16 protein-coding genes are annotated in these 17,712 nt (G+C 69.3%); 10 read left to right on the top strand and 6 right to left on the bottom strand.

Annotation, left to right across the window (positions count from 1 at the left end; all coding sequences use genetic code 11):
• Positions 1-20: 20 nt before the first annotated feature.
• Entirely contained in the window at positions 21-2,093 is a 2,073-nt protein-coding gene (gene glgX / locus KZC52_RS02965; protein WP_247622573.1) for a glycogen debranching protein GlgX, read from the bottom strand.
• A 92-nt stretch (positions 2,094-2,185) separates the two neighbouring features.
• Between glgX and KZC52_RS02960 the strand changes: the two genes are divergently transcribed.
• Genes KZC52_RS02960 through KZC52_RS02945 form a run of 4 tightly spaced genes read left to right on the top strand, consistent with a single transcriptional unit; the run spans position 2,186 to position 7,310 of the window.
• Positions 2,186-3,358, top strand: a complete 1,173-nt coding sequence (locus tag KZC52_RS02960) for a cysteine desulfurase family protein (protein ID WP_247622572.1) — start codon at positions 2,186-2,188, stop codon at positions 3,356-3,358.
• A 9-nt stretch (positions 3,359-3,367) separates the two neighbouring features.
• Positions 3,368-4,465, top strand: a complete 1,098-nt coding sequence (gene mnmA, locus KZC52_RS02955; RefSeq protein WP_281731222.1) for a tRNA 2-thiouridine(34) synthase MnmA — start codon at positions 3,368-3,370, stop codon at positions 4,463-4,465.
• A 44-nt stretch (positions 4,466-4,509) separates the two neighbouring features.
• Positions 4,510-6,843, top strand: a complete 2,334-nt coding sequence (ligA, locus tag KZC52_RS02950) for an NAD-dependent DNA ligase LigA (RefSeq protein WP_247622571.1) — start codon at positions 4,510-4,512, stop codon at positions 6,841-6,843.
• On the top strand, positions 6,840-7,310 hold the full coding sequence (locus tag KZC52_RS02945; RefSeq protein WP_247622570.1) for a hypothetical protein: 471 nt from the start codon (positions 6,840-6,842) through the stop codon (positions 7,308-7,310). The genes ligA and KZC52_RS02945 overlap by 4 nt, the downstream gene beginning before the upstream one ends.
• Positions 7,311-7,325: 15 nt before the next feature.
• Here KZC52_RS02945 and KZC52_RS02940 read toward each other — a convergent pair whose 3' ends face one another.
• Both KZC52_RS02940 and KZC52_RS02935 read right to left on the bottom strand, forming a co-directional pair.
• On the bottom strand, positions 7,326-9,173 hold the full coding sequence (locus KZC52_RS02940; protein WP_372491552.1) for a DEAD/DEAH box helicase: 1,848 nt from the start codon (positions 9,171-9,173) through the stop codon (positions 7,326-7,328).
• Positions 9,174-9,221: 48 nt separating this feature from the next.
• Positions 9,222-10,934: a long-chain-fatty-acid--CoA ligase gene (locus tag KZC52_RS02935; protein WP_247622569.1), complete on the bottom strand. Its 1,713-nt coding sequence runs from the start codon at positions 10,932-10,934 to the stop codon at positions 9,222-9,224.
• A gap of 62 nt (positions 10,935-10,996) precedes the next feature.
• On the opposite strand from KZC52_RS02935, the gene gatC reads away from it, so the two are divergent.
• Genes gatC through KZC52_RS02905 form a run of 6 tightly spaced genes read left to right on the top strand, consistent with a single transcriptional unit; the run spans position 10,997 to position 16,551 of the window.
• A complete protein-coding gene (gene gatC, locus KZC52_RS02930; protein WP_029259178.1) occupies positions 10,997-11,296 on the top strand; it encodes an Asp-tRNA(Asn)/Glu-tRNA(Gln) amidotransferase subunit GatC in 300 nt (99 codons plus the stop codon).
• Entirely contained in the window at positions 11,293-12,810 is a 1,518-nt protein-coding gene (gene gatA, locus KZC52_RS02925; protein ID WP_247622568.1) for an Asp-tRNA(Asn)/Glu-tRNA(Gln) amidotransferase subunit GatA, read from the top strand. Before gatC ends, gatA begins: the two co-directional genes overlap by 4 nt.
• Positions 12,810-14,324, top strand: coding sequence for an Asp-tRNA(Asn)/Glu-tRNA(Gln) amidotransferase subunit GatB (gatB, locus tag KZC52_RS02920; protein ID WP_247622567.1), 1,515 nt, complete (start codon positions 12,810-12,812; stop codon positions 14,322-14,324). The genes gatA and gatB overlap by 1 nt, the downstream gene beginning before the upstream one ends.
• Before the next feature lie 50 nt (positions 14,325-14,374).
• Positions 14,375-15,631: a DNA polymerase IV gene (gene dinB / locus KZC52_RS02915; protein WP_247622566.1), complete on the top strand. Its 1,257-nt coding sequence runs from the start codon at positions 14,375-14,377 to the stop codon at positions 15,629-15,631.
• Between the two features lie 37 nt (positions 15,632-15,668).
• Positions 15,669-15,986 carry a hypothetical protein gene (locus KZC52_RS02910; protein ID WP_247622565.1) on the top strand — a complete coding sequence of 106 codons (318 nt, stop codon included), beginning with the start codon at positions 15,669-15,671 and terminating at the stop codon, positions 15,984-15,986.
• The gene (locus tag KZC52_RS02905) at positions 15,970-16,551 is read left to right on the top strand and encodes a nucleoside/nucleotide kinase family protein (protein ID WP_247622564.1); all 582 of its coding nucleotides are present in this window, start codon (positions 15,970-15,972) and stop codon (positions 16,549-16,551) included. Before KZC52_RS02910 ends, KZC52_RS02905 begins: the two co-directional genes overlap by 17 nt.
• Positions 16,552-16,563: 12 nt before the next feature.
• On the opposite strand, the gene KZC52_RS02900 is transcribed toward KZC52_RS02905, so the two are convergent.
• From KZC52_RS02900 to KZC52_RS02890, 3 genes are read right to left on the bottom strand one after another with little or no spacing between them, the layout of a single operon-like run.
• Positions 16,564-17,049, bottom strand: a complete 486-nt coding sequence (locus tag KZC52_RS02900) for a DUF2017 family protein (protein WP_247622563.1) — start codon at positions 17,047-17,049, stop codon at positions 16,564-16,566.
• Positions 17,046-17,342: an ATP-dependent Clp protease adapter ClpS gene (gene clpS / locus KZC52_RS02895; protein ID WP_247622562.1), complete on the bottom strand. Its 297-nt coding sequence runs from the start codon at positions 17,340-17,342 to the stop codon at positions 17,046-17,048. Before clpS ends, KZC52_RS02900 begins: the two co-directional genes overlap by 4 nt.
• Positions 17,339-17,686 carry a metallopeptidase family protein gene (locus KZC52_RS02890; RefSeq protein ID WP_247622561.1) on the bottom strand — a complete coding sequence of 116 codons (348 nt, stop codon included), beginning with the start codon at positions 17,684-17,686 and terminating at the stop codon, positions 17,339-17,341. The genes clpS and KZC52_RS02890 overlap by 4 nt, the downstream gene beginning before the upstream one ends.
• Positions 17,687-17,712 lie beyond the last annotated feature (26 nt).

Raw genomic sequence — 17,712 nt, 5'->3', positions numbered from 1 at the left:
AAGCGCGTCGCGACCCGACATCATTCGACCAGGAAAAGTCGCATCGACGTGCCGGCGACGGGGAGGACGTCACCGGGCGCGAACACCTCACGGTCGTCCGACGGACGCTCGTCCGCGCTGGACCAGAGCGACACGAAGCGGGTGGCGCCCTCGATCTCCTCGGGCAGCCGTACGTCGATCGGGGACTCGGTGCCGTGCACGATCAGGAGGATGCGATTCGCGTCCTCGGCATCCGGAGTGGATGCCGCGACGTACTGGAGCGTGCGGTTGCCCGGATCCGTCCATTGATCGCTCTCCATCGTCTCGCCGTTCTGGTCGAACCAGTCCATCACCGAGGCGTTCGGGATGTGCTCGCCGAGGCGCGCGTACCGGCTCGGGCGCAGTGCGGGGTTCTGCGAGCGCAGCTCGATCAGGCGTGCGACGTGCGCCTGCAGGTCGAGCTGCCACGGTTCGTAGTCCCAGGCCAGCCACGTGAGTGCGGAGTCCTGTGCGTAGGCATTGTTGTTGCCCCGCTGCGTGCGACCGACCTCATCGCCCGCGGTGAGCATGGGGATACCGGCCGAGAGCAGCAGCGTGCCGAGGAGATTGCGCATCGCCTTGCGGCGGGCGGAGAGGATCGCGGCGTCGTCGGTCGGTCCCTCGACACCGTGGTTGAAGGCGCGGTTCGTGTCCGCGCCGTCGCGATTGTGCTCGCCGTTGGCCTCGTTGTGCTTGACGTCGTACGAGACGAGGTCGTGCAGGGTGAAGCCGTCGTGGGCGGTCACGAAGTTGACGCTCGCGAGCGGCCCGCGCTTCTCCTCGAACGTGTTCGACGATCCGGCGAGTCGCGTCGCGAATCCGCCGATGCCGACCGGCGCCGACGCCCGACGCGCGTAGTCGATGTCGCTCAGCCAGAAGTTGCGCACGCGGTCGCGGTAGCGGTCGTTCCACTCGTGCCACCCGGCCGGGAAGTTGCCGGTCTGCCATCCGCCGAGCCCCACGTCCCACGGCTCGGCGATCAGTTTGGTGTCGCGCAGCACCGGATCGTTCGCGATCGCCGTCAGGAGCGGATGCTCGGGAGAGTAGGTGTGGTCCGCGTCGCGGGCGATCGACGTCGCGAGGTCGAAGCGGAACCCGTCGATCTGCATCTCCTGCGCCCAGTAGCGCAGGGAGTCGAGCACGAGGCGTGCACCGGCATCCGTCGACGTGTTCAGGGTGTTGCCGCAACCGGTCGTGTCGATGTACGCGCCGCTCGCGTCCTGGCGGTAGTAGTTCGCGTTGTCGAGACCGCGCAGGCTGGAGCGGGGCCCGCCGATGCCCTCCTCGGAGGTGTGGTTGTAGACGACGTCGAGGATGACTTCGAGCCCGGCTTCGTGGAGCAGACGCACCATCCCCTTGAACTCCGCGAGGACCGCTTCGGGTCCCTCCTTGCGTGCATCCTCCGAGGCGTAGGCGGTGTGCGGGGTGAAGAAGTTCAGCGTGTTGTAGCCCCAGTAGTTCGTGAGCCCGCGCTCGAGCAGGCGCGGCTCCGGGACGAACGCGTGCACGGGGAGGAGTTCGATCGAGGTGATCCCGAGCGTGTGGAAGTACTCGATCATCGCCGGGTGGGCGAGCCCGGCGTAGGTGCCGTGGAGGGCGGGCGGCACATCGGGCTGTCGCTTGGTGAGGCCCTTGAGGTGGCCCTCGTAGATGATCGTGCGGTCGAGCGGGACACGCGGCTTGCGGGAGTCCCCCCAGTCGAAACCGTCGACGATCACGACCGACCGCCACTCCTCGTACCCGCCGCCCTGGGCGAGGCCGCGGGAGTAGGGATCGAGGAGCAGCGTCTCGGGGTTGAACGTATTGCCCGGTCCGTGCGGGCCACCGACGCGGATCGCGTACCGGGTTCCGGGCTGGAGGAGCGGTGTCGTGACCTCCCACACACCGCCCGGGAGGCGCTCGAGGGAGACCTGGTCGGTCGCCCAGTCGAGATCGGTGGCGTCGAACACCACGAGTTCGACGGAGGACGCATTCTGCGACCAGACGCGCAGCGTGCCGACCCCGTCGTGCAAACGCACGCCGAGATCGTCGAGGGTGGTGCCGCCGGGCGCGGCGAAGACTCGGGTCTCGGGCATGAATACACCCTAGAGTGCTGTGCTCGGGTGTCGGACCAGTGGGAACCGGGTTCCGCGCGCCGATGCACGTCGGAATGGGGGAGAGTGGAGAGATGCACTATCTCGACCACGCCGCGACGACTCCGCTGCGCCCGGAGGCGCGCGATGCCTGGCTCGCCGCGAGCGAGACGATCGGCAATGCATCGTCGACGCACGGCGCCGGACAGGATGCCCGTCGGCTCCTCGAGGAGTCGCGTGAACGGGTGGCCGAGGTGCTCGACGCCGACCCGATCGAGATCGTCTTCACCTCGGGCGGGACCGAGTCGATCAATCTCGCGCTCCAGGGGAGCTGGCGCGCCCGCGCTCAGGGACGCGACGCGATCGTCCTGCCCGACGGTGAGCATCACGCGACCATGGACACCGTGGAATCCCTCCAGAGTGAGGGGGCGGTCGTGCGCCCCGTCGCCCTGACCTCGGCGGCGCTCATCGATCCGGGGCGTTTCGCCGCGGCACTCCCCGGAGCCGCCCTCGCCACCGCGCTGGTCGCGAACAACGAAGCGGGCACGGTGAACCCCGCCGCAGAGCTGGCCTCCTCTGCGGCGGAGGCCGGCGTGCCCCTGCACCTGGATGCCGTCGCCGCGCTCGGCCATCTGCCGCTGTCGTTCCGGCGACTCCGCGGTGACGCCGGAACGGGAGTCGGGCTCGTGGCCCTCAGCCTCGCCGGGCACAAGATCGGAGCGCCGGTCGGCGTCGGTGCTCTGATCGTCGCCCGGACCGCGCGCATGGCTCCGTTGCTCCGGGGCGGGGCGCAGCAGCGCGGCCTCCGCGCCGGTACCCAGGACGTCCCGGGCGCCGCCGCCTTCGCCACGGCTCTCGAGCTCGCCGAGCGTGAGCGTCCTGCCGAAGCGATCCGACTCGGCGCGCTGCGGGACCGGTTGGTCGCCGGCATCCGAGCGCGGGTGCCCGAGGCCGTGCTGCTCGGCGACCCGGTCGATCGGCTCCCGGGCAACGCGCACATCCTCTTTCCCGGGGCGGTGGGGGAGAGTCTGCTCTTCCTGCTCGACACCGCGGGCGTCGCCGCCTCGACCGGGTCCGCGTGTCAGGCGGGGGTCGCGGAGCCCTCGCACGTGGTGCGGGCGATGGGGCGGAGCGAGCAGGATGCGCGGAGCGTCCTGCGGTTCAGCCTGGGACGAACGTCGACGGACGACGACGTCACCGCCGTCGTGGAGGTGATCGGAGACGCCTATCTCCGCGCATCCGGCGCCGGCACAGCCGCACGCTCGTAGACTGGATCCATGCGAATCCTGGCGGCGATGAGTGGCGGAGTGGACTCCGCCGTTGCCGCGGCGCGCGCGGTCGAGGCCGGCCACGAGGTCGTGGGGGTGCATCTCGCGCTCTCGCGTGCCGGTGGCACTCTCCGCACCGGCAGCCGCGGATGTTGCACGATCGAGGACGCCATGGATGCGCGCCGCGCGGCGGACCGGCTCGGCATCCCCTTCTACGTGTGGGACTTCTCGGAGCGGTTCCGCGACGACGTGATCGATGACTTCATCTCGGAGTACCAGGCGGGTCGCACCCCCAACCCGTGCATGCGCTGCAACGAGAAGATCAAGTTCGCGGCACTGTTGGAGCGGGCGATCGAACTGGGCTTCGATGCGGTCTGCACGGGGCACTACGCCACACTCGTGGACGGCGAGGGCGGGCTCGAGCTGCATCGCGCATCCGACAACGCGAAGGATCAGTCCTATGTGCTGGGAGTGCTCACGGCCGAGCAGCTCGCGCACACGTACTTCCCGCTGGGGACGACGCCGTCCAAGGCTCTGGTGCGCGCGGAGGCCGCGGAGCGCGGCCTGAGCGTCGCGCAGAAGCCCGATAGCCATGACATCTGCTTCATCCCCGACGGCGACACGCGCGGCTGGCTGGCCGAGAAGGTCGGCACCGCGACCGGCGAGATCGTCGACCGCAGCGGCGCCGTCGTCGGGTCGCACGAGGGGGCGCACGGCTACACGGTCGGACAGCGCAGAGGCCTGAAGCTCGGCATCCCGGCCGCCGACGGCAAGCCGCGCTTCGTGCTCGAGGTCCGTCCCGTGTCGAACACGGTCGTCGTCGGCCCCAAGGAGGCGCTCGCGATCCGCGAGATCTCGGGCGCGAGATTCAGCTGGGCGGGGGCAGCGCCGACGGCATCCGACTTCGACTGCCACGTGCAGATCCGCGCCCATGCCGAGCCGGTCGAGGCGACCGCTTCCGTCGATGCAGACGGCGTGCGGGTGGTGCCGGTCGTGCCGCTCGACGGCGTCGCCCCCGGACAGACCGCGGTGCTCTACGTCGGTACGCGCGTGCTCGGCCAGTTCACCATCGACCGGACGGTCTCGGCGGTTCCGGTCGACGCCTGAGCGGCGCCCCTCCGAATGTCGGTGCCCGCTCGTAGACTTGCCGGGTGCCCGACATCATCTCGCTCGAAGACGCCCGCACCGAGGCCGAGGAGCTGACCACTCGCATCCTCGAAGCGAAGGATGCCTACTACGGTCGCGATACCTCGCTGGTCGACGACGCGACCTACGACGGGTGGATGCGTCGGCTCGAAGAACTCGAGCGTCTGCATCCCGAGCTGCAGGGTCAGGATTCGCCCACGCAGATGGTCGGCGCGGCCGAGACGACAGGGCTCGCGACGATCGAGCACGCCGAGCGCATGCTCAGCCTCGACAACGTTTTCTCCCTCGACGAGCTCCGGGAGTGGGCGGCGAAGACCCGCGCCTCCGCCGGTCGTGACGTCGCGTGGCTCACCGAGCTGAAGATCGACGGTCTTGCGATCAATCTCCGCTACGAGAACGGCGTCCTCACCTCCGCGGCCACGCGCGGCGACGGACGGGTCGGCGAGATCGTGACCGAGAACGCGCTGCGGCTGCCGGAGATCCCCGAGCGCCTGGACGGCGAAGGGCATCCCGCGATCGTCGAGGTGCGCGGCGAGGTCTTCATCCCGGTGGCCGCGTTCGAGCGACTCAACGCGGCGCAGGCGTCCTTCCGGGAACGCGCCTACTCCGATGCGCTCGCGCGCTGGGAGGCCCGCACCGGTGCGAAGCGCCCGTTCGACGAGGAGAAGGCGCGTACGGCGGCCGCTCGTCGGTTCCCGTCGTTCGCCAACCCCCGCAACGCCGCCAGTGGCGGGCTGCGCCAGCAGATCGACAAGAAGGACGGCCTCGAGCTCGAGGCGGGACTGCTGCGCATCGAATCCCTCGCTCTCTACGTGCACGGCATCGGCGCCTGGCAGAACCCGCCGGTCGCGGCTCAGAGCGAGGTGTATGAGCTCCTCTCGACCTGGGGCCTCCCGACGAGCCCGCACACGAAGGTCTGCGCGAGCATCGACGAGGTCACCGGCTTCGTGGAGTACTTCGGCGAGCATCGTCACGACATCGAACACGAGCTCGACGGCATCGTGGTCAAGGTCGACGAACTCGAACTCCACGACGAGCTCGGCGCGACGAGCCGGGCGCCCCGGTGGGCGATCGCCTACAAGTACCCGCCCGAAGAGGTGCAGACGAAGCTGCTCGACATCGTCGTCTCGGTCGGGCGTACCGGGCGCGCCACACCCTTCGCGGTGATGGCCCCGGCGCAGGTGGCGGGTTCCGTCGTGCGCCAGGCCACGCTGCACAACAAGGACGTGGTCAAGGCGAAGGGCGTGCTGATTGGAGACACGGTCGTGCTCCGCAAGGCCGGCGACGTGATCCCCGAGGTGCTGGGACCGGTCGTCGAGCGTCGCGACGGGTCGGAGCGCGAGTTCGTGATGCCGGAGGTCTGCCCCGAGTGCGGCACGGAGTTGCGGGCGATGAAGGAGGGCGACATCGATCTGCGTTGCCCCAACGCCCGCTCGTGCCCCGCCCAGGTGCGCGGTCGTGTCGAGCACATCGGTTCGCGTGGTGCGCTCGATGTCGAGGCGCTCGGTGAGGTGACGGCGGCCGCGCTCACTCAGCCGACCTCACCGGCGGAGCCGCCGCTCGTGACCGAGGCCGGCCTGTTCGACCTGTCGTTGGAGCAGCTGGTCCCGATCGAGCTGTTCGTGCGCGACGCCGAGACCGGCCTGCCCAAGCAGGACGACGACGGCATCGTCAAGACCCGTGCGCCGTTCCGTCGCAACCCGACGGCAGCCGAGAAGAAGTCGGGTGTCGAAGGTCCTCAACCGTCGTCCCAAGCCGTGACGCTGCTGGCGGAGCTGGAGAAGGCGAAGACCAAGGAACTCTGGCGCCTGCTCGTCTCGCTCAACATCCGTCACGTCGGACCGGTCGCGGCGCGCGCACTGGCCCAGTGGTTCGGCTCGCTCGATGCGATCCGTGGGGCGTCTCGCGAGGAGCTGGCGGCCGTCGAAGGAGTGGGCGGGATCATCGCCGACTCCCTTCTGGCATGGTTCGACGTGGATTGGCACGTCGCGATCGTTGATCAGTGGGCGGCGGCGGGAGTGCAATGGGCGACTCCCGGACACCCCGGCCCCGGAGCCGCCGTCTCGGCCGGAGGCGTGCTCGAGGGGCTGACGATCGTGGCCACGGGTTCGCTCGACGGGTACACGCGTGAAGGCGCCCAGGAGGCGATCATCCAGGCCGGCGGAAAAGCGGCCTCGAGCGTCTCGAAGAAGACCGACTTCGTCGCCGCAGGACCGGGGGCCGGATCCAAGCTTGGCAAGGCCGAGGAACTCGGCATCCGCATCCTCGACGCCGCGCAGTTCCACCTGCTGGTGACGGAGGGACCCGAGGCGCTCGGCGAGGTGTCTTCGGCGGAATGAGGCGTTACGGTCCGCTCATCGTCGCTGAGGGCGCGCTCGTCGTGGGTGACCCGGGGCGCGGCCACCTCCGCCTCACGGAAGACGTCGTCGTGCACCGGCACGGGGCCGGAGCAGGCCGGGTGTTCGCGTGGGAGCACCTCTCGTCGGTGCGGCTCGACGTTCCGACGACGGGATTCCGTTACCCGGGGCTGGCAAGCACGATCGGGCTGGGAATTCTCGCTGCGGCGGCGCAGGAGGATGTCGGTATCGGACCGGATGACGGCTCGGTGGAGCTCATCGTCCGCGGAGAGGCGCAGCGCCTCGATCTCGGACGCCACCACGTCGGAGGGTACTGGCGCCCGACGGTCGTCGGCGCTCAACTGCTGCTCGACCAGTTGATCGGTCACCCTGAGCAGCGCCTTCTGCTGGCGCGACCCGAGGTGCTGGTCGATCTCGCGGCGAAGCTCGCGCGGCGCGAGGCCGGCTAGCTCCGCCGCGAGCGCTCAGTTCTTGTGCCGCGGCTTGCGGAACGGCTTCTCCTCGCGGTCGCCACGCGGCGGACGGCTGTCGTCGTTGCGGCGCGGACGATCGTCACGGTCGCGCCGGTCGAAGCGAGCGCCGCCCTCACGCGGCCCGCCGCGTCGCGCACCCGGTCCACGATCCGGCTTGATCTCGATGAGCTGGCCCGAGATGCGTGTGCTGCTCAGCTTCTCGAGAACGGCCGGGTCGAGGTTCGCGGGAAGCTCGACGATCGAGAAGTCGGGGCGGATGTTGATCGCCCCGAAGTCGTCGCGTCCGAGGCCGCCCTCGTTCGCCAGCGCGCCGACGATCTGTCGCGGCTCGACACGGTGGCGCCGGCCGACCTCGATGCGGTAGGCGGCGTAGTCACCACGCCCGCGGCGCTCGGTGCGGGGCTCGCGGGTGTCGCGCGCGTTGCGTTCGCGGGGCGGGCGGTTGTCGGCGGCGACGGCCTTCGCGAGAGGGTCGTCCGCCGGGTCGAGCAGCAGGGGAGTGTCCCCCTGGGCGACGATCGCGAGGGCCGCGGCGACATCGCCCTCGGGGACGTCGTGGTTGCGGACGTAGTGGGCGACCACATCGCGGAACGACTCGATCCGGGCGGCGTCTCCGAGAGCGGCGGTGATCGCGTCGTCGAACCGGGTGAGGCGCGTGGTGTTGACGTCTTCCGTGGTCGGGAGCTGCATCTGCGTCGGTTCCTGACGCGTCGCCTTCTCGATGTGCTTGAGGAGGTAGCGCTCACGCGGAGTGATGAAGCTGATCGCGTCACCGGTGCGACCGGCACGGCCGGTGCGACCGATGCGGTGCACGTACGATTCCGTGTCGGTCGGGATGTCGAAGTTGATGACGTGGCTGATGCGCTCGACGTCGAGGCCGCGGGCGGCGACATCGGTGGCGACGAGGATGTCGAGCTTGCCGTCCTTGAGCTGGTTGACGCTGCGCTCGCGCTGCACCTGCGGCACGTCGCCGTTGATCGCCGCGGCCGAGTACCCGCGCGCACGCAGCTTCTCGGCGAGCGTCTCGGTCTCGTTCTTGGTGCGGACGAAGACGATCATGCCGTCGAAGTTCTCGACCTCGAGGATGCGGGTCAAAGCATCGACCTTCTGCGCATAGGACACCACCAGGTATCGCTGGGTGATGTTCGTGCCGGTCGCGGTCTTCGACTTGATGCTGATCTCTTCGGGATCGCGCAGGTACTTCTGCGCCAGACGGCGGATCTGCGGCGGCATCGTGGCGGAGAAGAGGGCGACCTGCTTCTCCTCGGGCGTCTGCGCGAGGATCTGCTCGACGTCTTCCGCGAAGCCCATCTTGAGCATCTCATCGGCCTCGTCGAGCACGAGGTACTGCAGCTCGGAGAGGTCGAGCGTGCCCTTGGCGAGGTGGTCCATGATGCGGCCGGGGGTGCCGACCACCACGTGCACGCCGCGGCGGAGAGCCGACAACTGGACGCCGTAGCCCTGGCCGCCGTAGACGGGCAGCACGTGGACGCCCTTCATCTTCGAGGCGTACGACTCGAACGCCTCGCACACCTGGAGCGCGAGTTCGCGGGTCGGGGCGAGCACGAGGGCCTGCGGCGTCTTCTGCGAAACGTCGAGACGCTCGAGGACGGGCAGCGCGAAGGCCGCGGTCTTTCCCGTGCCGGTCTGCGCCATGCCGACGACGTCGCGACCCGCGAGGAGCGTCGGGATGGTGGCCGCCTGGATGGGCGACGGGGTCTCGTAGCCGAGGTCACGGATGGCTTTGAGGACGGGCCCGGTGATGCCGAGATCCTCGAATCCGGGGGTCGCGGGGGAGTCCTCGGGGGCGTCGGTCAGCACTGCATCTTCAGGGGTCACTTCCCAAGGGTAGCGCCCCGAGGGTGCTGCGCGCCTGTGAGGGCGTCCTCAGGAACCGCTGGTGAGTGCGAGAAGACGCTCCTTGACCTGCCGCCGGAGCACCTTTCCGATGAGGGATTTCGGCAGTTCGTCGACCACGAACAGCCGGCGCGGAACCTTATAAGGGGTGAGGATCCCCCGCACGAACTCGCGGATCGCTTCGACGTCGACATCGACACCGCCGTCGACGACGATCGCTGCGGCGACCTCTTCGCCGGAGTGCGCGCTCGGAAGGCCGACGACCGCGGCATCGACGATCTGCGGATGCTGGCGCAGCGCGTTCTCGACCTCGGTGGGGGCGACGTTGAACCCGCCGGTGATGATGAGTTCCTTGATCCGGTCGACGATCCGCACGAAGCCCGCCTCATCGATCGTGACGATGTCACCCGTGCGATACCAGCCGTCGGCGAAGACGGCATCCGTCTCCTCCGGCTTGCCGTAATAGCCCGAGAAGACCTGCGGACCGCGCACGACGAGCTCGCCCGCCGATCCGGCCGGGACATCGACCGTCGGATTCTCGGGATCGACCACGCGGCACTCGGTACCGGGCAGCGGGAGACCGACGGTGCCGGGCACGCGGTTGTCGGCGACGGGGTTGGCCATGAGCACGGGGGAGCACTCGCTGAGTCCGTATCCCTCGACGAGGAAACCGTGCGTCGCCGCCTCGAAGGGTACGACGAGTTCGTGGGGCAGCGCCATGGCGCCGGAGATCGCGACCTCGATGCCGTCGAGCGAGACGCCCTTCTGGTTCGCCGCCGCGAGCAGGCGATCGGCGATCGGCGGCACGAGGGGCAGGAACGTGGCGGGGTGTTTCTTCATCGCGTCGAGCACAAGATCGGGATCGAACTTGGGGAAGAGCACGAGGCGCGCACCCATCGACATCGCGAACGTGAGGCACAGCGTGAGGCCGTAGGCGTGGAACATCGGGAGGACGGCGTAGACGACGCATCCCTTGCCGCGCTGGATCGACGGGACCCACGCCTTGGCCTGCGCGGCATTGGCCAGGAGGTTGCGATGGGTCAGCGAGGCGCCCTTGGGGGTGCCGGTCGTGCCCGACGTGTACTGGATGATGGCGAGGTCGTCCGTCGAGGGGCGCGGATGCGACTCGGGGATCGGGTCGTGGGAGACGAGCGACTCCCAGGTCACCGTTCCACGGACGCGAGTGGTGAGCGCCGCGCGGGATTCCCGAGCCTTCGCCACGGGAAGGCGAAGCGCGACTCGGGTGAGGAACGGCATCGCCGTGGTCACGTCGACCGAGACGAGGGTCGACACCGCGAGATCGGACGGGAACTCCTGCACGGTCGAGACGACCTTGTTCCAGACGATCGCATGCTTCGCGCCGTGGTCCTCGAACTGCTTCCGCAGCTCGCGGGGCGTGTACAGCGGATTGTGCTCGACGACGACCGCTCCGAGCCGCAGGACGGCATAGAACGCGACGATGTGCTGAGGGCAGTTCGGCAGCACGATCGCGACGGGGTCGCCCGCGCGCACGCCGAGATCGCGGAGTCCGCCGGCGACACGGTCGATCGCGTCCTGCAACTCGGCGTACGAGGTCTCGCGGCCGAAGAACTGCAGAGCCGGTGCATCGGGATAGTCCCGCACCGACTCGGCGACGATGTCGATCAGGGATCCCGAGACGGGAGCGAGGTCTTCCGGGACGCCGTCTGCGTAGCTGGCGACCCACGGGCGAGGAGGCTGGAACGTACTCACGCGCCCCAGCATAGGGGGAGGGATCGAACGCGCGGAGGCGGCTGTGGAGGAAGCCGCTGACTAGACTTGCAGGCGTGTCTGAAATCACCCCCGAACTCGTGCGCCATCTCGGTGTGCTCGCACGCATCCAGCTGAACGACGACGAGGTGTCGCGGCTCACGGGCCAGCTCGACGCGATCGTCGACAACATCGCGAAGGTGTCGGAGGTCGCGACCGCCGACGTCGTCGCGACGAGCCACCCGATCCCGCTGAGCAACGTCTTCCGTCCCGACGTCGTCGGGCAGACGCTGACGCACGAGCAGGTGCTGCAGAACGCTCCGGATGCCGCCGACGGCCGCTTCCGCGTCACCGCGATCCTGGGAGAAGAGCAGTGAGCGACATCATCCGCCTGGACGCCTCCGACCTCGCGGCGAAGCTCGCCGCCGGGGAGGTGTCGAGCGTCGAAGCGACGCAGGCGCACCTCGACCGCATCGCCGCCGTGGACGGCGACGTCCACGCCTTCCTGCACGTGAACGCGGGGGCGCTCGAGGCCGCTGCGGCCATCGACGCGCGCCGCGCCGCGGGGGAGGAACTGGGTCCGCTCGCCGGTGTACCGCTCGCGATCAAGGACGTGCTGGTCACGACCGATCAGCCCACCACCAGCGGCTCGCGCATCCTCGAGGGATACCGCTCGCCGTACGACGCGACGGTCGTCGCGCGCTCGCGCGCCGCGGGTCTCGTGCCCCTCGGCAAGACCAACATGGACGAGTTCGCGATGGGCTCGTCGACCGAGCACTCGGCTTACGGACCCACCCACAACCCGTGGGACCTGGAGCGCATCCCGGGCGGTTCCGGCGGTGGGTCGGCTGCAGCCGTCGCCGCCTTCGAGGCCCCGATCGCCCTCGGCTCGGACACCGGCGGATCGATCCGCCAGCCCGCGCACGTGACCGGCACGGTCGGCGTGAAGCCGACCTATGGCGGGGTCAGCCGGTACGGGGCGATCGCTCTGGCGTCCAGCCTCGACCAGGTCGGTCCCGTCTCGCGCACCGTCCTCGACTCCGGACTCCTGCACGATGTCATCGCCGGTCACGACCCGAGGGACTCGACGTCGCTGAAGGACGCCTGGCCGTCGTTCGCCGACGCCGCCCGCGAGGGCGCGCGCGGCGACGTGCTCAAGGGCCTCAAGGTCGGTGTCATCCGCGAACTGCCCGACAGCGGCTTCCAGCCGGGTGTCGCGGCATCCTTCCGCGCCTCGCTCGCGCTCATGGAGGCGCAGGGAGCCGAGATCGTCGAGATCGGCGCACCGCACTTCGAATACGGTGTGGCGGCGTACTACCTGATCCTCCCCGCGGAGGCGTCGAGCAACCTCGCGAAGTTCGACTCGGTGCGCTTCGGCCTGCGGGTCACTCCGGACGGGAACCCGACCGTCGAAGACGTCATGTCCGCGACGCGCGACGCCGGTTTCGGCGACGAGGTCAAGCGCCGCATCATCCTCGGCACCTACGCGCTGTCGGCGGGATACTACGACGCGTACTACGGCAGTGCCCAGAAGGTGCGTACGCTCATCCAGCAGGACTTCGCCGCCGCCTTCGCGGAGGTCGACGTGATCGTGACGCCGTCGGCGCCGACGACCGCGTTCAAACTCGGCGAGAAGATCGACGACCCGCTGCAGATGTATCTCAACGACATCACGACGATTCCCGTGAACCTCGCGGGTGTGCCGGGGATCTCGATCCCGAGCGGCCTGGCGGACGACGACGGTCTCCCCGTCGGCATCCAGTTCATCGCTCCGGCGCGTGAGGACGCCCGCCTCTACCGTGTGGGAGCCGCACTCGAGACGCTCCTCGTCGATTCGTGGGGCGCCCCGCTGCTCACCCGCGCACCCCAGCTCGCAGGAGGGAACCGCTGATGGCCGCCGCCAAGCTCATGGACTTCGACAAGGCCCTCGAACTGTTCGAGCCCGTGCTCGGATTCGAGGTGCACGTCGAGCTGAACACGAACACGAAGATGTTCTCGGACGCGCCGAACCCGGCGAACGAGGCGTATCACGCCGCGGAGCCGAACACGCTGATCGCGCCGGTCGACCTCGGTCTCCCCGGCTCACTGCCCGTCGTGAACGAGACGGCGATCCGGTCGTCGATCAGCCTCGGGCTCGCCCTGGGCTGCTCGATCGCGGAGTCGAGCCGTTTCGCGCGCAAGAACTACTTCTACCCCGACCTCGGGAAGAACTATCAGATCTCGCAGTACGACGAGCCGATCGCGTACGAGGGGTCGGTCGAGGTCGAGCTCGAGGACGGCACGCTCATCACGATCCCGATCGAGCGCGCGCACATGGAGGAGGACGCCGGCAAGCTGACCCACATGGGCGGCGCGACCGGTCGTATCCAGGGTGCGGAGTACTCGCTGGTCGACTACAACCGCGCGGGCGTGCCGCTGGTCGAGATCGTGACGAAGGTCATCACCGGCACGGAGCACCGCGCTCCCGAGGTCGCCAAGGCCTACGTCGCTGCGATCCGCGACATCGTGCGTGGACTCGGCATCTCCGAGGCCCGTCTCGAGCGGGGCAACCTGCGCTGCGACGCGAACGTCTCCCTGCGACGCCGGGGCGAGGAGAAGCTCGGCACCCGCACGGAGACCAAGAACGTCAACTCCATGCGCTCGGTCGAGCGTGCGGTGCGGTACGAGATCCAGCGCCAGGCGCAGATCCTCGCTGACGGCGGCTCCATCACGCAGGAGACGCGCCACTGGCACGAGGACACCGGAACCACGTCTCCGGGTCGTCCGAAGTCGGATGCCGATGACTACCGCTACTTCCCGGAGCCGGATCTCCTCCCCGTCGAGCCGGCCGCTGCACTGATCGAGGAGCTGCGGGCGGCACTGCCCGAGCAGCCCGTCGCGCGGCGTCGTCGTCTGATGACCGAGTGGGGCTTCACCGATCTCGAGTTCCAGGACGTGCGCAACGGCGGCATCCTCGATGAGGTCGAGGCGACGATCGCGGCCGGGGCCGCGCCCGCGGCCGCTCGTAAGTGGTGGACCGGCGAGATCGCCCGTCTCGCCAACGCCCAGGAGAAGGATGCCGCTGCCCTGGTGAGCCCGCAGAACGTCGCCGCCCTGCAGAAGCTGGTCGACGCGGGAACGCTGACGGACAAGCTCGCCCGTCAGGTGCTCGAGGGCGTCATCGCCGGCGAGGGAACGCCGCAGGAGGTCGTCGACGCCCGTGGACTCGCGGTCGTCTCGGACGACGGCGCGCTGATCGCGGCGATCGACGATGCGTTCGCCGCACAGCCGGACGTGCTGGCGAAGATCAAGGATGGCAAGGTGCAGGCCGCCGGTGCCGTGATCGGTGCGGTCATGAAGGCGATGAAGGGTCAGGCGGACGCCGCGCGCGTGCGCGAACTGATCCTCGAGCGCGCCGCGCAGTAGGTCCTGTTCTCCCTCGGGCCGGTGTCGGTGGTCCGAGGGAGAATGTTCTCATGGGGCACGGAGACGGCAGAGGGCGCATGGTGTCGTCGGCGGGAGCCGACGACGCTGGAACGCGCATCCTGCACGTCGACATGGATGCCTTCTACGCGGCGGTCGAGGTGCTCGACGATCCGGGTCTTCGTGGACTCCCGATCATCATCGGAGCGCCCGATGGGCGGTCGGTCGTCTCGAGCGCGTCGTACGAGGCGCGTCGCTACGGGGTGCGCTCGGCCATGCCGGTCTCCCAGGCGATCAGGCTCTGCCCCTCGGCGCGGATCGTGATGCCGCACTTCCACCGGTATCAAGAGGTCTCCCGACAGGTGATGGCGATCTTCGAGTCGTTCACGCCGCTGGTCGAGCCGCTGTCCGTCGACGAGGCATTCCTCGATGTGCAGGGCGTGCGCCGGTTGTGGGGGAGCCCGGGGGTTATCGCCCGGCTCGTGCGCGAGCGCGTGGCGGACGAGGTCGGTATCACGTGCAGCGTCGGCGTCGCGGCGACCAAGCACGTCGCGAAGATGGCATCGACGATCGCGAAACCCGACGGAATGCTCGTCGTCCCGGCGGCACGCACGCTCGAGTTCCTCTCGCCGCGGCCGGTCCGCGCGATGTGGGGTGTCGGCCCGAAGGCTGCGGAGGCACTCGAGGCGCGCGGCATCCGGACCATCGGCGACATCCGTGAGTCCTCTCCGGAGATGCTCGACCGCGCCGTCGGCTCGGCGCTGAGCGCCCGTCTGGCGCAGCTCGCCCGCGGAGAAGACGCCCGAGCCGTCGACACCGAGCGTGTGGAGAAGAGCATCGGACACGAGGAGACGTTCGAGCACGACATCCTCGATCGTCCGTTCCTGCGAGCGGAACTGTTGCGGCTCGCGGACCGCGTCGCCGCCCGTCTTCGTCGTGCGCAGTGGGAGGCGGCGACGGTCTCGATCAAGATCCGCTTCGACGACTTCCGCACCGTGAACCGCTCTCAGACGCTGTCGGAACCCACCGCGGTCGGGCAGCGCATCGGCGAGGCCGCCCAGGCGCTGTTCGAGCAGATCGACCGTCGTGACCCGATCAGGCTCGTCGGAGTGCGTGCCGAGAAGCTGCAGCCGGCGGGCGGCGGTGGGATGGGGCTGTGGGACGACGACGAGGACTGGAGGCGGGTCGAGGGAGCGGTCGACGATGCCGTGGCTCGCTTCGGGACTGCGACCATCACGCGCGCGCGACACATTGGACGCGGCGAAGGGCGCGGTGCTGCACAGCATCCTCGGGCGCACGGCGTGGATTGACGCTCCGCAATCCCTTGCGGTCGACTAGCGTGGTCCCATGCCGAACATTGCACTGGAACTCGGAAAGCAGGCCGCGTCCATCGGGGTCAAGAGCGCATACGGAGAGCCGCAGGACGTCGACGGCGTCAGCATCACTCCCGTCGCCTTCACCTACTCGGGCTTCGGCGGGGGAAGCGGCGACGGCGCGGAAGGCGGTGGCGGCGGCGGAGTCTCCGTTCCCGTCGGCGTCTACGTGCGTCGCGAGGAGGGGCTGCGTTTCGAGCCCAACATCGTCACGCTGCTGGTCGTGGCGGTGCCGTTCGTCTGGGTCGCCGGCCGAGCTCTCTCACGCATCATCCGTGCCCTCAAGAAGTGATGATCCTGTCGCTGCGGCGCTCGCCCGCGCGGCGGGGCTGATCTGCGACGATCTCCGCGCGTTGGCCGCGTCGAACCCGGTCGTCCTCATCGACGGCTGCAGCGGCGCGGGGAAGTCCACTCTCGCGGCGCGGGTCGCGGAGGAGTGGCCGCTCGTCGGTCGTGTGCAGGTCATCGCCCTCGATTCGCTCTATCCCGGATGGGACGGCCTCGATGGGGGAGTCGAGCGGGCGCTGGAGGGAATCCTCCGACCGCACGGGCGCGGGAAACTCGGTGCATGGCAGCGTTGGGATTGGGAACGCGCTACCGAGGCGGAGACGCATGCGGTCGATCCTGCGCTCGGAGTGATCGTCGAGGGCAGCGGACTGTTGACACCGGCCACGGCAGCCCTGGGCGATGTGCGGGTGTGGCTCGAGGCTGCGGAGCCGGTGCGCAAGCGCAGGGCGCTGACGCGCGACGGCGAGACCTACCGTCCGCATTGGGATCGTTGGGCGGCGCAGGAGCGCGCGCACATCGCGCGTGACGACCCCCGGTCGTTGGCGACGCGGATCATCGACATTCCCTGACCCGCGGGCGCGTCAGTCGCCCATCTCCGCATCGATGAGGAGCTCGAGGCGGTATCCGATCCAGTCGTAGATCCCGAAACGCGGATCCTCGGGGTCGTGGTCGTCGTCCTCGATGATCCCGAGGCGGGTGGCGAGGACCAGGCGGATCGCGTTCAGGGTGCGCAACCACGCATCGACCGCGCCGCGCGGGACCTCGAGGGTGTGGGAGCGGAGCATGTCGTCGTCGGTCATCGACGCACGGAAGGACTGGAACGGGGCGAGTGCGCGGCGGACCACGTCGGCATCTGCGAGTCGGCGCTCGAGCAGATCGTCTCGGGTGGCCTCGGCGAAATCGCGTGACGCGTGCTCATCGTCGGGATAGGGGTTCGGTGCGAGACGATCGAGGGCCTCGTCGTTCGCATCCGCGGACGACAGCAGCGTCGTGTACTCGTCGACGACCTCGTCCAGTCGCACGCCCTCGAGGGTGACGAGGGTGATCTCGACGGCAGCGGCGCTCACTGCGGGGCCTTCCGCACGGTCGCCCAGAGGCCGTACTCGTGCATGGCCTGAGCGTGGACCTCCATGGTCTCGCGGGGCCCCGTGGCGACGATCGCGTGCCCGTCGTGGTGCACGGCGAGCATCAGCGACGTCGCGCGATCGTTCGAGTAGCCGAAGTACGTGCGGAACACCCGTACGACGTAGCTCATGAGGTTGACCGGATCGTTCCAGACGACGACCTGCCAGGGCTCGAGCGGCGCGGCGCGGAGATCGATGTCCTCCACGACGTCCGGGACCACCGCAGGCGTGCTCATGCCCACCCCAGATCGTGGAGCTGGGCGTCATCCAGGCCGTAGAAATGCGCGATCTCGTGCACGAGCGTGGTGTGGAGCTCGTCGCGGAGCTCCTCCTCGTCCTCGCACACGGCGAGGTGGGGTTCGCGGTAGACGACGATCCGGTCGGGGAGCTCGCCCATCCCGTACTGGGTGCGCTCGGTCAGGGCGAGACCGTCGTACAGGCCGAGGAGGTCGAGGCTGCCGTCCTCCGGGCGGTCCTCGACGACGAACACGACGTTGTCGAGTCCGTCGACCATGTCGTCGGGCAGCCGATCGAGCTCGTCGACGACGAGGGTCTCGAAGGTCGCGGCATCCATTTCCATCGTGTTCAGCCTAGGGGCCGCGCAGG

This window comes from Microbacterium galbinum, from assembly GCF_023091225.1.
Lineage (GTDB): Bacteria > Actinomycetota > Actinomycetes > Actinomycetales > Microbacteriaceae > Microbacterium > Microbacterium galbinum.
Note: the sequence above shows the minus strand (reverse complement) of the source record. Positions and strands in the feature narration are given on the sequence as shown.

What these genes read in the sequence shown, in the direction of transcription:
- gatB (WP_247622567.1), top strand. Translation starts at nt 12,810, where the DNA reads ATGGCCGCCGCCAAGCTCATGGACTTCGACAAGGCCCTCGAACTGTTC.
- dinB (WP_247622566.1), top strand. Translation starts at nt 14,375, where the DNA reads ATGGGGCACGGAGACGGCAGAGGGCGCATGGTGTCGTCGGCGGGAGCC.
- KZC52_RS02960 (WP_247622572.1), top strand. Translation starts at nt 2,186, where the DNA reads ATGCACTATCTCGACCACGCCGCGACGACTCCGCTGCGCCCGGAGGCG.
- mnmA (WP_281731222.1), top strand. Translation starts at nt 3,368, where the DNA reads ATGCGAATCCTGGCGGCGATGAGTGGCGGAGTGGACTCCGCCGTTGCC.
- glgX (WP_247622573.1), bottom strand. Translation starts at nt 2,093, where the DNA reads ATGCCCGAGACCCGAGTCTTCGCCGCGCCCGGCGGCACCACCCTCGAC.
- KZC52_RS02935 (WP_247622569.1), bottom strand. Translation starts at nt 10,934, where the DNA reads ATGCTGGGGCGCGTGAGTACGTTCCAGCCTCCTCGCCCGTGGGTCGCC.
- KZC52_RS02890 (WP_247622561.1), bottom strand. Translation starts at nt 17,686, where the DNA reads ATGGAAATGGATGCCGCGACCTTCGAGACCCTCGTCGTCGACGAGCTC.
- clpS (WP_247622562.1), bottom strand. Translation starts at nt 17,342, where the DNA reads ATGAGCACGCCTGCGGTGGTCCCGGACGTCGTGGAGGACATCGATCTC.
- KZC52_RS02910 (WP_247622565.1), top strand. Translation starts at nt 15,669, where the DNA reads ATGCCGAACATTGCACTGGAACTCGGAAAGCAGGCCGCGTCCATCGGG.
- KZC52_RS02945 (WP_247622570.1), top strand. Translation starts at nt 6,840, where the DNA reads ATGAGGCGTTACGGTCCGCTCATCGTCGCTGAGGGCGCGCTCGTCGTG.